The sequence below is a fragment of the Streptomyces sp. NPDC030893 genome (assembly GCF_055571535.1).
The window spans coordinates 991,536-1,006,814 of record NZ_JBVIFC010000001.1 but is presented as its reverse complement, the minus strand read 5'-3'; the positions used below and the strand labels follow the sequence as shown (position 1 = coordinate 1,006,814).

The following is a 15,279-nucleotide window of genomic DNA, read 5'->3' as shown; positions in this document are numbered from 1 at the left end:
ATGTACGTACTTACTAAGTCAACACTTACTGGACGATCTTCCGCACCGGGTGCAATCATGCGGCCCAACCTGCCAGTTCCCCGCGCGGAAGGAGCCACACGATGCAGGGCGACCCCGAGGTCATCGAATTCCTGAACGAGCAGCTGACCGCCGAGCTCACGGCGATCAACCAGTACTTCCTGCACTCGAAGCTGCAGGACCACAAGGGCTGGACCAAACTCGCCCAGTACACGCGTGCCGAGTCCTTCGACGAGATGCGGCACGCGGAGGTGCTCACCGACCGCATCCTGCTGCTCGACGGCCTGCCGAACTACCAGCGGCTGTTCCACGTCCGGGTCGGGCAGACCGTCACCGAGATGTTCCAGGCCGACCGGGAGATCGAGGTCGAGGCGATCGACCGGCTGCGCCGCGGGGTGGAGGTCATGCGCAGCAAGAACGACATCACCTCGGCCAACGTCTTCGAGGCGATCCTCGCCGACGAGGAGCACCACATCGACTACCTGGACACCCAGCTCGAGCTGATCGAGAAGCTGGGCGAGGCGCTCTATCTGTCCACGGTCGTCGAGCAGTCCCAGCCCGACGCGTCCGGTCCCGGAACGGGCGGCTTCTCGACGCACTAGCCGCCGAGGCGCAGCCGGCCGGGCTCGGCTAGGCGGCTTCCGGAAGCTCCGCGGTGAGCGGCTGCCCGCCCTGGTCGATGAGCTGCCGGCGCGGGCAGGAGCCGCGGCCCAGCAGTGCCTGGATGCGCCGCACACAGCCGCCGCAGTCGGTGCCGGCCTTGCAGGCCGAGGCGATCTGCCGGGGCGTACACGCTCCGGCCTCCGCGTGTCCCCTCACCTGTTCCTCGGTCACGCCGAAGCAGCTGCAGACGAACACGCGGGTCACCTCCCGACGGAGTACTGGGTCGAGCCGAACCGACCCTGGATCGGTGAGGCTAACCTAACCTTACCCGGCGTCCAGAGGGCACAGAAGAGGGGTGGGGCGCGATCCGATGTGATACGCGCCCCACCCCTTTTCGCCGGGTCACCGGCTCGTCCCGCTACTGGTCGCGGTACATCTCCGCGACGAGGAACGCCAGGTCGAGGGACTGGCTGCGGTTGAGGCGGGGGTCGCAGGCCGTCTCGTAGCGCTGGTGCAGATCGTCGACGAAGATCTCGTCGCCGCCGCCCACGCACTCGGTGACGTCGTCACCCGTGAGCTCCACATGGATGCCGCCCGGGTGGGTGCCGAGCTCCTTGTGGACCTCGAAGAAGCCCTTCACCTCGTCGAGCACGTCGTCGAAACGACGGGTCTTGTGGCCGGAGGCCGCCTCGAACGTGTTGCCGTGCATCGGGTCGGTCACCCAGGCCACGGTGGCACCGGACGCGGTGACCTTCTCGACCAGCTCGGGCAGCTTGTCGCGGATCTTGTCCGCGCCCATCCGCACGATGAAGGTCAGGCGGCCGGGCTCACGCTCCGGGTCGAGCCGCTCGATGTACTGCAGCGCCTCCTCGGCCGTCGTGCTCGGGCCGAGCTTGATGCCGACCGGGTTGCGGATCTTCGAGGCGAACTCGATGTGCGCGTGGTCCAGCTGCCGGGTGCGCTCACCGATCCACACCATGTGCGCCGAGACGTCGTACAGGTGCCCGGTGCGGGAGTCCACGCGGGTCAGCGCGGACTCGTAGTCCATCAGCAGCGCCTCGTGCGAGGAGAAGAACTCGACGGTCTTGAACTCCTCCGGCTCCGCGCCGCAGGCCCGCATGAAGTTCAGCGCCTGGTCGATCTCGCGGGCGAGCTGCTCGTAGCGCTGGCCGGACGGGGACGACTTCACGAAGTCCTGGTTCCAGGCGTGCACCTGGCGCAGGTCGGCGTAACCGCCGGTGGTGAAGGCGCGCACCAGGTTCAGCGTGGACGCCGACGCGTGGTACATGCGCTTCAGCCGCTCGGGGTCCGGGATCCGGGCCTCTTCGGTGAAGTCGAACCCGTTGACGGAGTCGCCCCGGTAGGTGGGCAGCGTCACCCCGTCGCGGGTCTCGGTGGGCTTGGAGCGCGGCTTGGAGTACTGACCGGCGATACGGCCGACCTTCACGACCGGCACGGAGGCGGCGTAGGTGAGGACGGCGCCCATCTGGAGGAGCGTCTTCAGCTTCGCCCGGATGTGCTCGGCGGACACCGCGTCGAAGGACTCGGCACAGTCACCGCCCTGGAGCAGAAACGCCTCACCTCGCGCGACGGCCGCCATACGCGCGCGCAGCTGGTCGCACTCGCCGGCGAACACCAGAGGGGGATACGTTTCGAGCTCGGCGATCACATCGCGCAGAGCCTCGGCATCCGGGTACTCGGGCTGCTGCGCCGCAGGCAGGTTTCGCCAGGTCGCCTGAGCGGCGACGCTTTGAGAATCAGCGTTTACGGTCACAAGCCCCACAGTACGCGGTCGCATCGGCCGTCCATCCCGTCGCTCAGCAGATGAGACGAGGGCCGCTGGGCCGGTGGATGCGCTAGGGTCGGGGCCATGTTCGCGCACTCGACCCGCACCTGGTGGTGGCCCGCTTCTCCGGCGGCCCACTGACTGCGCGTACGTACAGACTTCGCGAAGGCCGCCCGAGGGGCGGCCTTCGGTGTTTTCCGGGGTCGTTCCTCACGCTCATGACAGCGACGAGACGAGGGACACCCCATGGACCTGGCACAGCTCCCGCACGACGACCGCCCCTTCGCCCTGCTGCGCCGCCGCACGCCGGGCCACGACCACGAGGTGGTCGAGCTGCTGATCGGCCCGGTCGGCACCCGTGACCTGCTGGCCGATCTGCCCGACGAGTGCCTGGCGGTCGTCCCCTTCCGGCAGATCCGCGAGCGCGGCTTCGACGTGCGCGACGACGGCACCCCGCTGCTGGTGCTGACGCCCGAGGAGCGGTACGAGATCCCGCTCGCCGAGGCCCTCGGCGGCCTTCCCGGTCATGACGTCCGCGTCGAGGGCGGCGGCTTCGACGTCGGCGACGAGGAGTACGCGGAGATCGTCGGCCGGGTCCTCGACGAGGAGATCGGCCGGGGCGAGGGCGCCAACTTCGTGATCCGGCGGACCTACGAGGGTGAGATCGACGGGTTCGGGCGGGCCGACGCGCTGAGTCTCTTCCGCCGGCTCCTCGAGGGCGAGCGGGGCGCGTACTGGACGTTCGTGGTGCACACCGGGGACCGGACGCTGGTCGGGGCCAGCCCCGAGGTGCATGTGCGGGCGTCCGGCGGGACGGTCGTGATGAACCCGATCAGCGGAACCTACCGCTACCCGGCCGGGGGGCCGACCGCGGAGCAGCTGCTGGAGTTCCTCGCCGACGGCAAGGAGATCGAGGAGCTGTCGATGGTCGTCGACGAGGAGCTCAAGATGATGTGCACCGTCGGCGACATGGGCGGGGTCGTGATCGGCCCCCGGCTGAAGGAGATGGCACATCTCGCGCACACCGAGTACGAGCTGCGCGGCCGGTCCTCGCTGGATGTGCGCGAGGTGCTGCGGGAGACCATGTTCGCGGCGACCGTCACCGGCTCGCCGGTGCAGAACGCCTGCCGGGTGATCGAACGGCACGAGGCCGGCGGGCGCCGCTACTACGCGGGCGCGCTCGCCCTCCTCGGCCGGGACGAGGGCGGCGCCCAGACGCTGGACTCCCCCATCCTCATCCGGACCGCCGACATCGACGCGGCCGGGCGGCTGCGGGTGCCGGTCGGCGCCACGCTGGTGCGCGGCTCGGACCCGGCCGGCGAGGTGGCGGAGACCCACGCCAAGGCGGCCGGGGTGCTGGCCGCGCTGGGGGTGCGTCCCGGGCGCCCGCGCGAGGAGTCCGTACGGCCGGGGCCGGCCGACGACCCGCGGGTGCGGGCGGCGCTGGACGGTCGCCGGTCCTCGCTGGCGCCGTTCTGGCTGCGGATGCAGGAGCGATCTCGGGCGCTCACCGGTCACGCCCTGGTGGTGGACGCGGAGGACACCTTCACCGCGATGCTCGCCCATGTGCTGCGGGCCGCCGGTCTGGAGGTGACCGTGCGGCGGTACGACGAGCCGGGCCTGCGGGAGACGGTCCTGACGCACGAGGGCCCGCTGGTGCTGGGCCCCGGTCCGGGCGACCCCTCCGACCCGGCGGACGCGAAGATGCGGTTCCTGCGCGCGCTGGCCGCCGACGTCATCGGGGAGAACCGGCACGGTGTGCTCGGGGTCTGCCTCGGCCATGAGCTGATCGCGGCCGAGCTGGGCCTGGAGATCGTACGCAAGGAGGTGCCGTACCAGGGGGCGCAGACGGAGATCGATCTGTTCGGGCGGCCGGAGACGGTCGGCTTCTACAACAGCTTCGTGGCGCACTGCGACGACGACACCGCGCGGGAGCTGGCCGCGCACGGCGTGGAGGTGAGCCGCTCGGCGGGCGGTGAGGTGCACGCCCTGCGCGGACCGGGCTTCGCGGGCGTGCAGTTCCACCCCGAGTCGGTGCTGAGCCTGAACGGCGCGGAGGTCGTGCGGGAGCTGATGGGTCAGCTGCGGGGCACGAGCACGTTCTCGGAGCGCCGGCCGGCGGTGTAGTCGAGGACGTTGTTCACCGTCGTCCCGACGATCTGTCCGACGGCGTCCTCGGTGTAGTACGCCTGGTGGGAGGTGACCAGCACGTTCGGGAAGGTGACGAGGCGGGCGAGGGTGTCGTCGTCGACGGCCTCCAGGGACTTGTCGAGGAAGAACAGCCCCGCCTCCGCCTCGTACACGTCCAGGCCGACGCCGGTGAAGCGGCCCTCGCGCAGTTCCGCGACGAGGGCCGCGGTGTCGACGAGGCCGCCCCGGCTGGAGTTCACCAGGATGGCGTCGTCCCGCATCGCCTTGAGGGCGGCGCCGTCGATGAGGTGATGGGTGGCGGGCAGCAGCGGGACGTGCAGGCTGACCAGGTCGGACTCGGCGAGCAGTTCCTCCTTGGGGACGTAGGTCATGCCGAGGTCCCGGCAGGCGGGGTTCTCGGCGACGTCCCAGCCGAGCAGGCGCATGCCGAAGCCGTGGGCGATCCGGGCGAACGCCTCGCCGATCTTGCCGGTGCCGAGGACGCCTGCGGTGCGGCCGTGCAGGTCGCGGCCCATCAGCCCGTCGAGCCGGAAGTCGAAGTCGCGGGTGCGGGTGGAGGCGCGGACGACCCGGCGGTTGACGGCCATGGCGAGGGTCCAGGCGAACTCGGCGACGGAGTACGGGGAGTAGTACGAGACCCGGGCGACGGTCAGGCCGAGGTGCTCGGCGACCTCGAGGTCGATGTTGTTGAAGCCGGTGGAGCGCTGGGCGACCATCCGGGTGCCGCCGGCGGCGAGGTTCGTCAGCACGTCGGCGCCGAGGTCGCAGTTGACGCTGGTGGAGACGATCTCGTGGCCGGCGGCGATGGGGGCGGTGTCGGTGTTGAGGAAGACGTCCAGTCCGCGCACGGGGTGGTGATCCTTGAAGGCCCGCTCGATGAGGGGTTTCTCGTCTGCTTGTACGCCGAAGGCGAGGATCTCCACGGGGTCCCTCCGGGGGGTGGGCCGGGGATGGGGGCTGCTGGCGAATATACGGGGGCGGGGGTGGGGTGTGCCTGGGCCGAACGGGCACGTTGGTTGTTCGTGGGTGCCCGGGGTGGGTGCTGGGCGGGGGGTGTTCGCGCAGCCCGGCGCGAGCGGGGTGCCGTCGCGCCCACCCGTGCCGCCCTGCGGCACGACTGCCCGCGGAGGGCGGATCGCGGAGGGCGGCGGCGTGGCTGCTCGCGGAGGGGTGGGAGCGGGGGCTGCCCGCGGATCGCGGAGGGCGGGGGTCAGCCGAAGAAGGTGGTTGCTTCCTTGTAGAGGACCGGGTTGACCGTTTTCAGGCGGGCCGTGGCTTCGGCGATGGGGACCCGGGTGATGTCCGTGCCGTTGAGGGCGACCATCTTGCCGAAGTCGCCGTCGCGTACGCAGTCGATGGCGTGCAGTCCGAAGCGGGTGGCGAGCCAGCGGTCGAAGGCGCTGGGCGTACCGCCCCGCTGGACGTGGCCCAGGACCGTCGTGCGGGCCTCCTTACCGGTGCGTTTCTCGATCTGCTTGGCGAGCCATTCGCCGACCCCGGAGAGCCGGACGTGTCCGAAGGAGTCCAGCGACTGGTCCTTGAGCACCATGTCGCCGTCCCTCGGCACGGCGCCCTCGGCGACGACCACGATCGGCGCGTAGGAGGCGCGGAACCGGGAGGTCACCCAGGCGCAGACCTGGTCGACGTCGAAGGGGTGCTCGGGGAGCAGGATGACGTTGGCGCCGCCGGCCAGGCCCGAGTGGAGGGCGATCCAGCCGGCGTGACGGCCCATCACCTCCACGACCAGCACCCGCATGTGTGACTCGGCGGTGGTGTGCAGCCGGTCGATGGCCTCGGTGGCGATACCGACGGCGGTGTCGAAGCCGAAGGTGTAGTCGGTGGCGGAGAGGTCGTTGTCGATGGTCTTGGGCACGCCCACGCACGGGATGCCGTACTCGTCGAAGAGGCGGGCGGCGACGCCGAGGGTGTCCTCGCCGCCGATGGTGATCAGCGCCTGCACGTCCAGCGCGGCGAGGTTGTCCTTGATCCGGCGGACGCCGTTCTCCTCGTTCAGCGGATTGGTGCGCGAGGAGCCGAGGATGGTGCCGCCGCGGGGCAGGATGCCGCGTACGGCGGGGATGTCGAGGGGGACCGTGTGCCCGTCGAGAGGGCCGCGCCAGCCGTCCCGGAATCCCGTGAACGCGTAGCCGTACTCCTGGACGCCCTTGCGGACGATGGCCCGGATGACGGCGTTGAGCCCGGGGCAGTCGCCGCCTCCGGTCAGTACTCCGACCCGCATGGAAGTGTCCCTTCGCCATGGTTGCCGAAATGCCGTTCGTTCCCACCTGGCACGGTAAGGGTGATCCGGGTCACACCGACATGGCCGGGACGGTCAATTCGTGGGCGGAGAGGGGTTATTGGGGTTACTCGTCGTCGAGGCCGCGCTCTATGGCGTAGCGGACGAGTTCCACCCGGTTGTGCAGCTGGAGCTTGCCGAGGGTGTTCTGCACGTGGTTCTGCACGGTGCGGTGGGAGATGACGAGCCGCTCGGCGATCTGCTTGTAGCTGAGGCCCTTGGCGACCAGGCGCAGCACCTCGGTCTCGCGGTCGGTCAGCCGGGGCGCCTTGCTCTCGCCGTCGGCGGGGGCCGCTCCGGCCGGTTCGGAGGCGAGGCGGCGGTACTCGCCGAGGACCAGTCCGGCGAGGCCGGGGGTGAACACCGGGTCGCCGGCGGCGGTACGGCGTACGGCGTCCTGGAGCTCCTCGGTGGAGGCCGACTTGAGCAGGTAGCCGGTGGCGCCGGACTTCACGGCCTCCAGCACGTCGGCGTGCTCACCGCTGGCGGACAGGACGAGCACCCGGACGGCGGGGGCGGCGGCGAGGACCTCCTTGCAGACCTGGACGCCGGGTTTGCCGGGCAGGTTCAGGTCCAGGACCAGGACGTCGGGCGTGGCGGCCCGGGCACGGCGCACCGCCTGGTCGCCGTCGCCGGCGGTGGCGACGACCTCGAATCCGGACTCGGACAGGTCGCGGGCGACGGCGTCGCGCCACATGGGGTGGTCGTCGACCACCATGACCCTGACCGGGTTCCCGTGCCTGCCGGTGGTGTCCGTCATCGCTGCTCCGCCTTCCCCCGCGGGTCGTTCACGTTCTTCGTCTCCTTGGGCACCTTCAGCTCGACCTCGGTGCCCTGCCCCGGTACCGAGATCAGGTCGGCGCTGCCGCCGAGGTCGCGCAGCCGGCCCCGGATGGAGAGGGCGACGCCGAGCCGTCCCTCGCCCTCGGCCTGGGCGAGCCGTCCCTCGGGGATGCCGGGTCCGTCGTCGCGGACGGTGACGATCACCTCGTCGGGTTCGTCCTCGACCAGGATCCAGGCGCGGGCCCCCTCCCCGGCATGCTTGCGCACATTGTCCAGGGCGGCTCCGACGGCGGCGGCCACCTCCCGCGCGGCGGCCGGTGCCAGCAGCACGGGCGCTCCGGGTTCGGCGAGGCCGACCAGGGCCCCGGCGTGGGGGGCGAGCAGGGAGCGCAGGTCGACCGGCCCGTCGCCGTCCCCGGTGTCGTCCTCGTCGAGCTCCACGGCCCGTACGACGGCACCCCGCGCGGTGTCCCGCGAGGCGCGGGAGACGGGGACGAGGCCGCCGGAGACCAAGGTGCGCAGGGCCACCTCCTGCTCGCCGGCCATCCGGCCCAGTTCGGCCGCCTCGCCGCCGATGACCGCGCCGCGCCGCTGCACCATCGCCAGCACCTGGAGCACGCTGTCGTGGATGTCCCGCGCGAGCCGCTCCCGCTCCCGGGTCGCGGCCTCGATCTCCAGGGCGCGGGCGAGGGTGCGCTCGGAGGCGCGGGCGACCTCGACGACGTAGCCGATGGCGATGGAGGCGACCCAGACCAGGATCACGTTGTGCACGGTGTCGCGGGCGGGGCCGCCGCGCTCGATCAGGTTGGCGACGGCGACGAGGGTGGAGGCGAGGGCCGCCCAGCGCCAGCCGCCCTTGATGGCGAAGGCCAGCACCGAGCCCGCGGTCCAGATCGACGGCAGGGTGGGGCCGCCCGCCTGGACGCGTTCGGCCGCGTCGGCGACGGGCGTGAGCAGGATGCCGGTGAGCGCGATGGTCAGGTCGGCGGCGAGGAAGCGTCTGGTGCAGGCGGCGGCGCCCGCGACCTTGGGCAGGGTGGCCAGCGTCCACACCGCCAGTACGGCGAAGAAGCCGAGGGCGAGCCAGGGCCGGGCGAACTCCTCGTGGGCGGCGGCGAACAGGCCGACCGCGTACACCATGGTGAGGACCCGGTAGCCGGCGAGGGCGCGCCACAGCGGCTGCTCGACCGACATGCGCATGACTCTCTCGCGCTTCGTCATGGTCCGTCCCCCCACTCCCGCCCCGCTCCCCCGCCAGGTCCCGTCGACGACAGGCCCTAGGACCTAGGGGCCGGACCGTCTCCCGGGCTGGTCCCGGTCCGTCTGCTCCGTCGCGGCCTTCAGCTTCTCGGCCTGTTCCTTCTCCGCGCGGGCGAGGGCGGCCTTCGCCGCCTTCTCCGCTTCCTTCTCGGCCTTGGCCGCCTCCGCGAGCTGCCGCTTCATGGCGGTGGCGTACATGTCGACGTATTCCTGGCCGGAGAGCTTCATGATCTCGTACATGACCTCGTCGGTCACCGCGCGGAGGATGAAACGGTCGTGCTCCATGCCCTGGTAGCGGGAGAAGTCCAGCGGCTTCCCGATCCGGATGCCGGGGCGCATCAGCTTCGGCCTGACCTGTCCGGGCGGCTGGATCTTCTCCGTGTCGATCATGGCGACCGGGATCACGGGGGCCCCGGTGGCCAGCGCCACGCGTGCGAGGCCGCCCGGCTTGCCGCGGTAGAGGCGGCCGTCGGGCGAGCGGGTGCCCTCGGGGTAGATGCCGAACAGCTCGCCGCGCTCCAGCACCTCTATGCCGCTCTTGATCGCGGCCTCACCGGCGCCGCGCGCGCCGGAGCGGTCCACCGGGAGCTGGCCCACGCCTTTGAAGAAGGCGGCCGTCATCCGGCCCTTCACGCCCGGTGTGGTGAAGTACTCGGCCTTGGCGATGAAGGTGACCTTGCGGTGCAGCACGGCCGGGAGGAAGAAGGAGTCCGAGAACGACAGGTGGTTGCTGGCCAGTACGGCCGGTCCCTCGGCGGGGATGTTCTCCAGGCCCTCCACCCAGGGCCTGAAGGCGAGCTTCAGCGGCCCTCCGATGGCGACCTTCATCGTGCCGTACAACAACCGAGTGCCTCCCGTGCGTGTTGGTCAGACCATATCCCGGAGAGCCGTCAAAGGACCCGACGGCCCTGGTCGGTGTCAGTGCGGTCGCGTACGGTGAAGGTCCTGCAATCCGTGTGCCGCCCCGTGCCCCGGCCGTCGAGACGCGCCGGCCCTTCCCAGCGACCCATCGAACAGGAGGCCGAAGGTGTCGGTCCTGCCCGGAGCTGAGCCGTACCGCCACGACGGCGGGGAGACCGCCGTCCTCCTCTGCCACGGCTTCACCGGTTCGCCGCAGTCGCTGCGCCCCTGGGCGGAACACCTCGCCGCGCGCGGCCTGACCGTCTCGCTGCCGCTGCTGCCCGGGCACGGCACCCGCTGGCAGGACCTCGGGGTCACCGGCTGGCAGGACTGGTACGCGCAGGTGGACCGCGAGCTGCGGCTGCTGCGGGACCGCTCCGAGCGGCTCTTCGTGGCCGGTCTGTCGATGGGCGGCGCGCTGGCGCTGCGGCTGGCCGCGCGGCACGGGGACTCGGTGAGCGGGGTGATGGTCGTCAACCCGGCGAACAAGGTGCACGGGGTGGCCGCGCACGCCCTGCCCGTGCTCCGTCACCTCGTCCCGGCGACGAAGGGCATCGCGAGCGACATCGCGAAGCCGCTGACCAGGGAGCTCGGGTACGAGAAGGTGCCGCTGCACGCGGCGCACTCCCTGCGGAACTTCTTCCGGCTCGTCGACGGGGAGCTGCCCCAGGTCACCCAGCCGCTGCTGCTGATGCGCAGCCCGCAGGACCATGTGGTGCCGCCCGCGGACTCGGCGCGGATCCTCGGCCGGGTGTCGTCGGCGGACGTGACGGAGATCCTGCTGGAACAGAGCTACCACGTGGCGACGTTGGACCATGACGCGGAGCGGATCTTCGAGGAGAGCACCGCGTTCATCGGCCGACTGGCGCCCGGGGCCGTCAAGGAGCCCGGTCTCGGCAAGGAAGGGACGACCACAGGTGGCTGAGCACGACTCGGACCGTGAGGGCCGCGAGCCGGAGGAGAAGGGCGTCCCCTTCGACGAGGCCGCCGCGTGGGAGGCGATCGTCGCCGGATACGGCGAGGAGCCGCCGGACCCGCCGGGTGCCAAGCCGTTCAAGTCCGTCGAGGACCTGGCGCTGCTGGAGACCGAGACCAACGACGAGGACGGCGCCGGGACGAAGGCACCGCCCCGGAAGGCCGAGGAGAAGCCGGCCAAGCCGCTCGGCGGCTCCGTCTCCTTCGCCCCCGGCGTCGGCGGCGGAGGTCCGCGCGACTACAGCGTGGCCGAACCCTCGGACGACGACCTCGACGATGCGGACGAGGGCCACTTCGTCCCGCCGGAGCCCCCGCCGCTGCCGGAGACCGACGTGACCTCCCGGTTCGCCTGGCTCGGCGTCCTGGGCGGGCCGCTGCTCCTCCTGCTGGCGATCCTGCTCGGCTGGGAGACGACCTGGTGGCTGACCACCCTGTGCATCGGCGGCTTCCTGGGCGGTTTCGCCACCCTGGTGATGCGGATGCGCACGGACGACGAGGACGAGGACGACCCGGGTCGGGGCGCGGTGGTCTGAGCGTTCCGGCTACGCGGCCGGGACGCGCAGGGCCGCCAGCACCGGCAGATGGTCCGTGGCCGCCGCGAGGTCGCCGTCGCTCACCCCGGGCTGGTCCAGCGGCACCCCGCACCCCAGCACCTCGACGCCCTCGCTGACGAAGAGGGCGTCGATCCGCCGGTGGGGTTCGCTGCGGACCCAGGTGTCCTCACCGCCCCAGGGCGCGGCGGCCCAGCAGTCGGTCAGGGTCTCCCCGAGCCGCCGGAAGGTCCGCCCGTCCGGCCGCTCGTTCAGGTCTCCCCCGGCCACGACGTGCTCGACGCCCATCCCGGCGAGCCGGTCGAGGAGCATGCCCCCCTGCTCGTACCGCTCGCGCTCGTCCAGGGACAGATGACAGCTCACCGCCCCGACCCGCGCCCCGCCGAACCGCACCACGGCGGTGGCGAGCCCGCGCCGGTGCTGCCCCGGGGTGAGCGGCAACAGCACGTCCTCGGTCCGCTCGACGGTCGCCCGCAGCGAACACAGCAGCGCGGGCCCGGCGGCGGTGGCACCCCCGGAGAGCATCACCAGCCCGGACTCCGACGCCAGCCGGGCCAGCTTCTTCCGCCACCGGAAGAACCGGGGCGCCTCCTGGAGCAGCACCAGATCGGGTGAGCAGGCGCCGATCACCCGGGCGAGCGCCTGAACGTCGTCCCGCATCGACCGGATGTTGTAACTCAGCACCCGGACAACGGCCGAACCGTCGGACTCGGTCCGGGACCCGGGCAGCAGCGAAGTCGTCGCCATACGGATCAAGATACGCCGACCCGCCCGAGCGGACGCGGCTCAGCGCTCCACTCGGCCGAGGAATCGGCGCCGGGCGACTCCGGAAGCGACGAGCTGCGGGCCCGTCCGTCTTCCTGGAACCCCGCACGCCGATGAGGACTTCCCTAGGGGATCCCGCAGTCCGTCTCCGGAGGGCAGAAGTGGCTCGTCGCCGTGCCGGCGATGGAATGTTCTTCGGTCAGGTCCGGGTCGTCGGCCTGCCAGGCGGCCACGCTGTACTGTTTGCCGTCGGCCGCTCGGAAGCGGATGTCGACGACATACCAGGTCCCGTCCGTTCCCCCGTCGAGGCGGTACGCCAGGCGTCGGCCGGTGGCGGTGTCCCGCTCGAAGGGTTCGGGGTCGGCCAGTTGCTCGAACCCCTCCCGTCGGCCGACCGCTTCGACGGACTTCTCGAGGGTGGCCTCGGCCACCTCGGACACGATGAGGTGGCGCGCCGTGTCCTCCGGCGACTTGTAGGGCACCCAGAACGTACCGCCCGATCCGTCCGGGGTGCCTCGCTTCCACCCCTCGGGAACCACTGTGCTGAAGCCCTCCGCGTCGTGGACCGGCCGGTAGCCCTCGGGCAGGGCGGCACCGGCCGGGGTGGTGGTCCCTGCGGACGGCTCACCGCCGGCTCGGTCGGCCCGGCCGTCCCCCGCGATCCGGGGCACCATCGCACCGGCGACCACGACCGCGGCCACGGCGGCCACCACCCAGAGGCCACGGCGGCCGGCCCGCGGGGTGCCGGGGCCTGGAGCGGGGGCCGCCGGGGAAGGCGACACCCCGGCGGGCGGCGTACCGGGGTCGCCTCGCTCGTCCCACCGCTGGGCGTCCTCGTTCCAGTAGCGCCCTGTCCCGCTCATCGCACTCGTCCTCACATCCCGAGCAGCCCCGCGACCGCTCCCGCCGAGGACAGCACGGTGGTCAGGGAAGCCGCGTCGGTGAGAAGTTCCCGCAGCCGCCGCAGACGGCGCTCGTCCGCGCTTCCGGCGCGAACGATCTCCTCCTCGGTGTCGGCGAGGGCCGCGTCCAGGCCGGCGGTCTGCTCGCTCGCCCCCACCCTGACCAGATCCGCTCTCAGCTGCCTTACGACGATGAGGAGTTGCTCGCTGTGGTCATCGCGTGACGTCGACGGCGTACCGTGATGGCTCTCCGCCCGCGCGTGACTGCCGACGGCGAAGGTGCTGCCGGACACGTCGCCGATGGTGACGTGGGGCTGAGCCCGTTCATCGGCCATCGTCGGCTCCCCTCTGCGGCGACGGCTGCGCGCCGCTGGTAGTGGCGTGGGCGTGGGCGCCGATGGCGAAGGTGCCGCCCACGACCGAATCGATGTTGACGCCGCCGTTGCTGATGTGGACGATCTTCTGGGCGAATTCACCGGTTTGGTATCCGGCTTCCGCCAGCGCCGCCTTGACCCCGTAGGCGATGCGGTCCTGCACGCTCTTCAGATAGCGGTCGACGTCCATGGTCTGGAACAGCGACCCGACGGGCTCCGCAGCGAGTTCGCGCACCGACAGGGCCGGCCCGCCGGGCCCGGTGCCGTCGGCCTCACCGGTGAGTCGGCGCCAGCCTCGCAGGGCGTGACGGCCGAGCGTCATGAGGGCCTGTCCGGGAGCCCCGGCCACCAGGGTGACGAGGTGCACGGTCTTGCCGAAGGCGTTCATGTCGGCGAAGCGATAGGCGAGATGATCGGCGTCCTTGAAGTCCTCCCGTACCGGCAGGAGCGCGTGCGGGGCGATCTCGAGCATCAGCATCCGGCCCTGCGTGTGGATGCGCACGAAGACCGTGACGACCAAGCCCTCCTCCCAGCCGTCGACCCTGACGCGCAGGAAGTGCCGGCGTTTCTCACCGCCTTCCTCCACGGACCGCGCCCGGTGGGCCTCGAACGATGCCTGGCCGTACGGCGCCTCCTCACGGTGCCGCAGGCCTTCCATCGGCAGGAAGACGCACTCGTCGATCCGCAGATCGCGGAGTCGGTCCCGTACGGCCCGGCCGCTCCCCTCGGCAGACTCCGCCACTTCGCGCAGCTGCTCGATGAAGGGGCGCATCGCGTCGAGGACCGTCGTGTTCCCGAGGGCCCGTGTCTCCCTCGCTCCGTCCGGCCGCAGTTCGACCGCGAGGACCCAGGGGTCCTGGGCGGTGCCGGCGCCGCAGAAGGGGTGTGCCTCGTGGTACATCACCAGCGGGGAGTGCTGCTCGACCCGGATGCGGCGTGCGACCCGCAGGAAACGCCGTCCCCGGAACCGCTCGGCCCGGTCGACGGCGGCGCTCGCGAAGCCCCGCGGGGACAGCTCGCCGCGCAGCACCCGCACGAAGTGCAGCTCCTGCCCGGCGACGCACACCCCCAGTACCAGCAGCACCGCCAGCGAGAGCCATGCCTCCCATGGCGGAATGTCGCGGGCCACGAAATCCAGCACGGTCTGCAGGGCGGAGCGGTTGCCGGACTCCTCCCCGGTCCCCGCCTCCTTCCCGGTCCCCGCCTCCTCCTCGGCCGTCCCTCCCAGGCCCTGGGTCACGCTGTAGTACACCAGGTAGGCGAGGAGCAGCCGTCCGGCCCAGCGCAGCATGAAGGACGGCAGACGTCGGTGGACCGGCGGGCCGTCCGCGACGCCCCTGATCGTCTTTCCGAACGTCATCAGCAGCCCGGGAATCAACAGGATCAGCAGCCAGCGGGAGACCACCGCACCGAGCGCCATGAGCAGGATGACCGCGACAGCCCAGGCCAGCTCCACCCGCCGGGCACGCAGCGCGTGGGCCAGGACCCGGGCGGCGTCGAACCCGAACGAGGGCGCCACGACCCGCTGTTCGCTCACGTACAGCTCGTCGATCACCTGATCGCGGTACTTGGTGTCCAGGTAGGTTCCCGCGCAGAGCAGGCGGCAGGCATCGCTCACCCGCGGGGCGACGGCCGGTGGTCGTATGGCGACGTGCGGTGACTGTTGCGGCGGTAAGGGGTACGACAGCACGTGGTCGGTACTCAATGCACTCCTCGGCAAAAAGCCTTGTGCAAAACGCCGGTCAAGGACCTTCAGCATAGAGCGGCGGCAGAGGAGAGACTCATGAAACGCGGTGACTCGTCGTGCCGTCGGGCAGGGCGCGGCGGGGCGGAGACTGTGAGGGCCCACGCAAGGACGTGGAGTGCCGCCCTGCCCGGCATCCCGGAGGGCTGCCGGGCAGGGTGCGGGACGGCC

General features: G+C 71.5%; 16 protein-coding genes. 5 read left to right on the top strand and 11 right to left on the bottom strand.

Going from position 1 to position 15,279, the window contains the following annotated elements:
• Nucleotides 1-101: 101 nt before the first annotated feature.
• On the top strand, nucleotides 102-620 hold the full coding sequence (gene bfr, locus ACZ434_RS04500) for a bacterioferritin (RefSeq protein ID WP_468451665.1): 519 nt from the start codon (nucleotides 102-104) through the stop codon (nucleotides 618-620).
• Nucleotides 621-648: 28 nt separating this feature from the next.
• Here bfr and ACZ434_RS04495 read toward each other — a convergent pair whose 3' ends face one another.
• On the bottom strand, nucleotides 649-876 hold the full coding sequence (locus ACZ434_RS04495) for a (2Fe-2S)-binding protein (protein WP_468451663.1): 228 nt from the start codon (nucleotides 874-876) through the stop codon (nucleotides 649-651).
• A 163-nt stretch (nucleotides 877-1,039) separates the two neighbouring features.
• Nucleotides 1,040-2,395 (bottom strand): class II 3-deoxy-7-phosphoheptulonate synthase, encoded by a 1,356-nt coding sequence (locus ACZ434_RS04490; protein WP_468451661.1) that lies wholly within the window; start codon nucleotides 2,393-2,395, stop codon nucleotides 1,040-1,042.
• 96 nt (nucleotides 2,396-2,491) lie between these two features.
• Here ACZ434_RS04490 and ACZ434_RS04485 point away from each other — a divergent pair, with 96 nt between their 5' ends.
• Together ACZ434_RS04485 and ACZ434_RS04480 are read left to right on the top strand one after the other, a co-directional pair.
• The gene (locus ACZ434_RS04485; protein WP_468451823.1) at nucleotides 2,492-2,548 is read left to right on the top strand and encodes a trp operon leader peptide; all 57 of its coding nucleotides are present in this window, start codon (nucleotides 2,492-2,494) and stop codon (nucleotides 2,546-2,548) included.
• Nucleotides 2,549-2,653: 105 nt separating this feature from the next.
• Nucleotides 2,654-4,534, top strand: coding sequence for an anthranilate synthase family protein (locus ACZ434_RS04480; RefSeq protein ID WP_468451659.1), 1,881 nt, complete (start codon nucleotides 2,654-2,656; stop codon nucleotides 4,532-4,534).
• Here the strand turns inward: ACZ434_RS04480 and ACZ434_RS04475 are convergent.
• From ACZ434_RS04475 to ACZ434_RS04455, 5 genes are all read right to left on the bottom strand, one after another.
• Entirely contained in the window at nucleotides 4,486-5,481 is a 996-nt protein-coding gene (locus ACZ434_RS04475; RefSeq protein WP_468451657.1) for a 2-hydroxyacid dehydrogenase, read from the bottom strand. The two genes, ACZ434_RS04480 and ACZ434_RS04475, sit on opposite strands and share 49 nt — an antisense overlap.
• A gap of 287 nt (nucleotides 5,482-5,768) precedes the next feature.
• On the bottom strand, nucleotides 5,769-6,797 hold the full coding sequence (locus ACZ434_RS04470; RefSeq protein WP_468451655.1) for a 6-phosphofructokinase: 1,029 nt from the start codon (nucleotides 6,795-6,797) through the stop codon (nucleotides 5,769-5,771).
• 124 nt (nucleotides 6,798-6,921) lie between these two features.
• On the bottom strand, nucleotides 6,922-7,614 hold the full coding sequence (locus ACZ434_RS04465; RefSeq protein WP_468451653.1) for a response regulator: 693 nt from the start codon (nucleotides 7,612-7,614) through the stop codon (nucleotides 6,922-6,924).
• Nucleotides 7,611-8,858: a MacS family sensor histidine kinase gene (macS, locus tag ACZ434_RS04460; protein WP_468451651.1), complete on the bottom strand. Its 1,248-nt coding sequence runs from the start codon at nucleotides 8,856-8,858 to the stop codon at nucleotides 7,611-7,613. The genes ACZ434_RS04465 and macS overlap by 4 nt, the downstream gene beginning before the upstream one ends.
• A 63-nt stretch (nucleotides 8,859-8,921) precedes the next feature.
• On the bottom strand, nucleotides 8,922-9,725 hold the full coding sequence (locus tag ACZ434_RS04455) for a lysophospholipid acyltransferase family protein (RefSeq protein ID WP_468451821.1): 804 nt from the start codon (nucleotides 9,723-9,725) through the stop codon (nucleotides 8,922-8,924).
• A gap of 199 nt (nucleotides 9,726-9,924) precedes the next feature.
• Between ACZ434_RS04455 and ACZ434_RS04450 the strand changes: the two genes are divergently transcribed.
• The gene (locus tag ACZ434_RS04450) at nucleotides 9,925-10,722 is read left to right on the top strand and encodes an alpha/beta hydrolase (protein WP_468451649.1); all 798 of its coding nucleotides are present in this window, start codon (nucleotides 9,925-9,927) and stop codon (nucleotides 10,720-10,722) included.
• Entirely contained in the window at nucleotides 10,715-11,305 is a 591-nt protein-coding gene (locus tag ACZ434_RS04445) for a hypothetical protein (RefSeq protein ID WP_468451647.1), read from the top strand. The genes ACZ434_RS04450 and ACZ434_RS04445 overlap by 8 nt, the downstream gene beginning before the upstream one ends.
• Before the next feature lie 9 nt (nucleotides 11,306-11,314).
• On the opposite strand, the gene ACZ434_RS04440 is transcribed toward ACZ434_RS04445, so the two are convergent.
• From ACZ434_RS04440 to ACZ434_RS04425, 4 genes are all read right to left on the bottom strand, one after another.
• A complete protein-coding gene (locus tag ACZ434_RS04440) occupies nucleotides 11,315-12,070 on the bottom strand; it encodes an endonuclease/exonuclease/phosphatase family protein (RefSeq protein ID WP_468451645.1) in 756 nt (251 codons plus the stop codon).
• Nucleotides 12,071-12,213: 143 nt separating this feature from the next.
• Nucleotides 12,214-12,951 (bottom strand): hypothetical protein, encoded by a 738-nt coding sequence (locus ACZ434_RS04435; protein WP_468451643.1) that lies wholly within the window; start codon nucleotides 12,949-12,951, stop codon nucleotides 12,214-12,216.
• 11 nt (nucleotides 12,952-12,962) lie between these two features.
• The gene (locus tag ACZ434_RS04430; RefSeq protein WP_468451641.1) at nucleotides 12,963-13,325 is read right to left on the bottom strand and encodes a hypothetical protein; all 363 of its coding nucleotides are present in this window, start codon (nucleotides 13,323-13,325) and stop codon (nucleotides 12,963-12,965) included.
• The gene (locus ACZ434_RS04425; protein ID WP_468451639.1) at nucleotides 13,315-15,069 is read right to left on the bottom strand and encodes a hypothetical protein; all 1,755 of its coding nucleotides are present in this window, start codon (nucleotides 15,067-15,069) and stop codon (nucleotides 13,315-13,317) included. Before ACZ434_RS04425 ends, ACZ434_RS04430 begins: the two co-directional genes overlap by 11 nt.
• Between the last annotated feature and the right edge of the window lie 210 nt (nucleotides 15,070-15,279).

Bases quoted from the DNA above. Each gene is read 5' to 3' on its own strand.
- bfr (WP_468451665.1), top strand. From the start codon at position 102: ATGCAGGGCGACCCCGAGGTCATCGAATTCCTGAACGAGCAGCTGACC.
- ACZ434_RS04480 (WP_468451659.1), top strand. From the start codon at position 2,654: ATGGACCTGGCACAGCTCCCGCACGACGACCGCCCCTTCGCCCTGCTG.
- ACZ434_RS04470 (WP_468451655.1), bottom strand. From the start codon at position 6,797: ATGCGGGTCGGAGTACTGACCGGAGGCGGCGACTGCCCCGGGCTCAAC.
- ACZ434_RS04465 (WP_468451653.1), bottom strand. From the start codon at position 7,614: ATGACGGACACCACCGGCAGGCACGGGAACCCGGTCAGGGTCATGGTG.
- macS (WP_468451651.1), bottom strand. From the start codon at position 8,858: ATGACGAAGCGCGAGAGAGTCATGCGCATGTCGGTCGAGCAGCCGCTG.
- ACZ434_RS04455 (WP_468451821.1), bottom strand. From the start codon at position 9,725: ATGAAGGTCGCCATCGGAGGGCCGCTGAAGCTCGCCTTCAGGCCCTGG.
- ACZ434_RS04440 (WP_468451645.1), bottom strand. From the start codon at position 12,070: ATGGCGACGACTTCGCTGCTGCCCGGGTCCCGGACCGAGTCCGACGGT.
- ACZ434_RS04435 (WP_468451643.1), bottom strand. From the start codon at position 12,951: ATGAGCGGGACAGGGCGCTACTGGAACGAGGACGCCCAGCGGTGGGAC.
- ACZ434_RS04430 (WP_468451641.1), bottom strand. From the start codon at position 13,325: ATGGCCGATGAACGGGCTCAGCCCCACGTCACCATCGGCGACGTGTCC.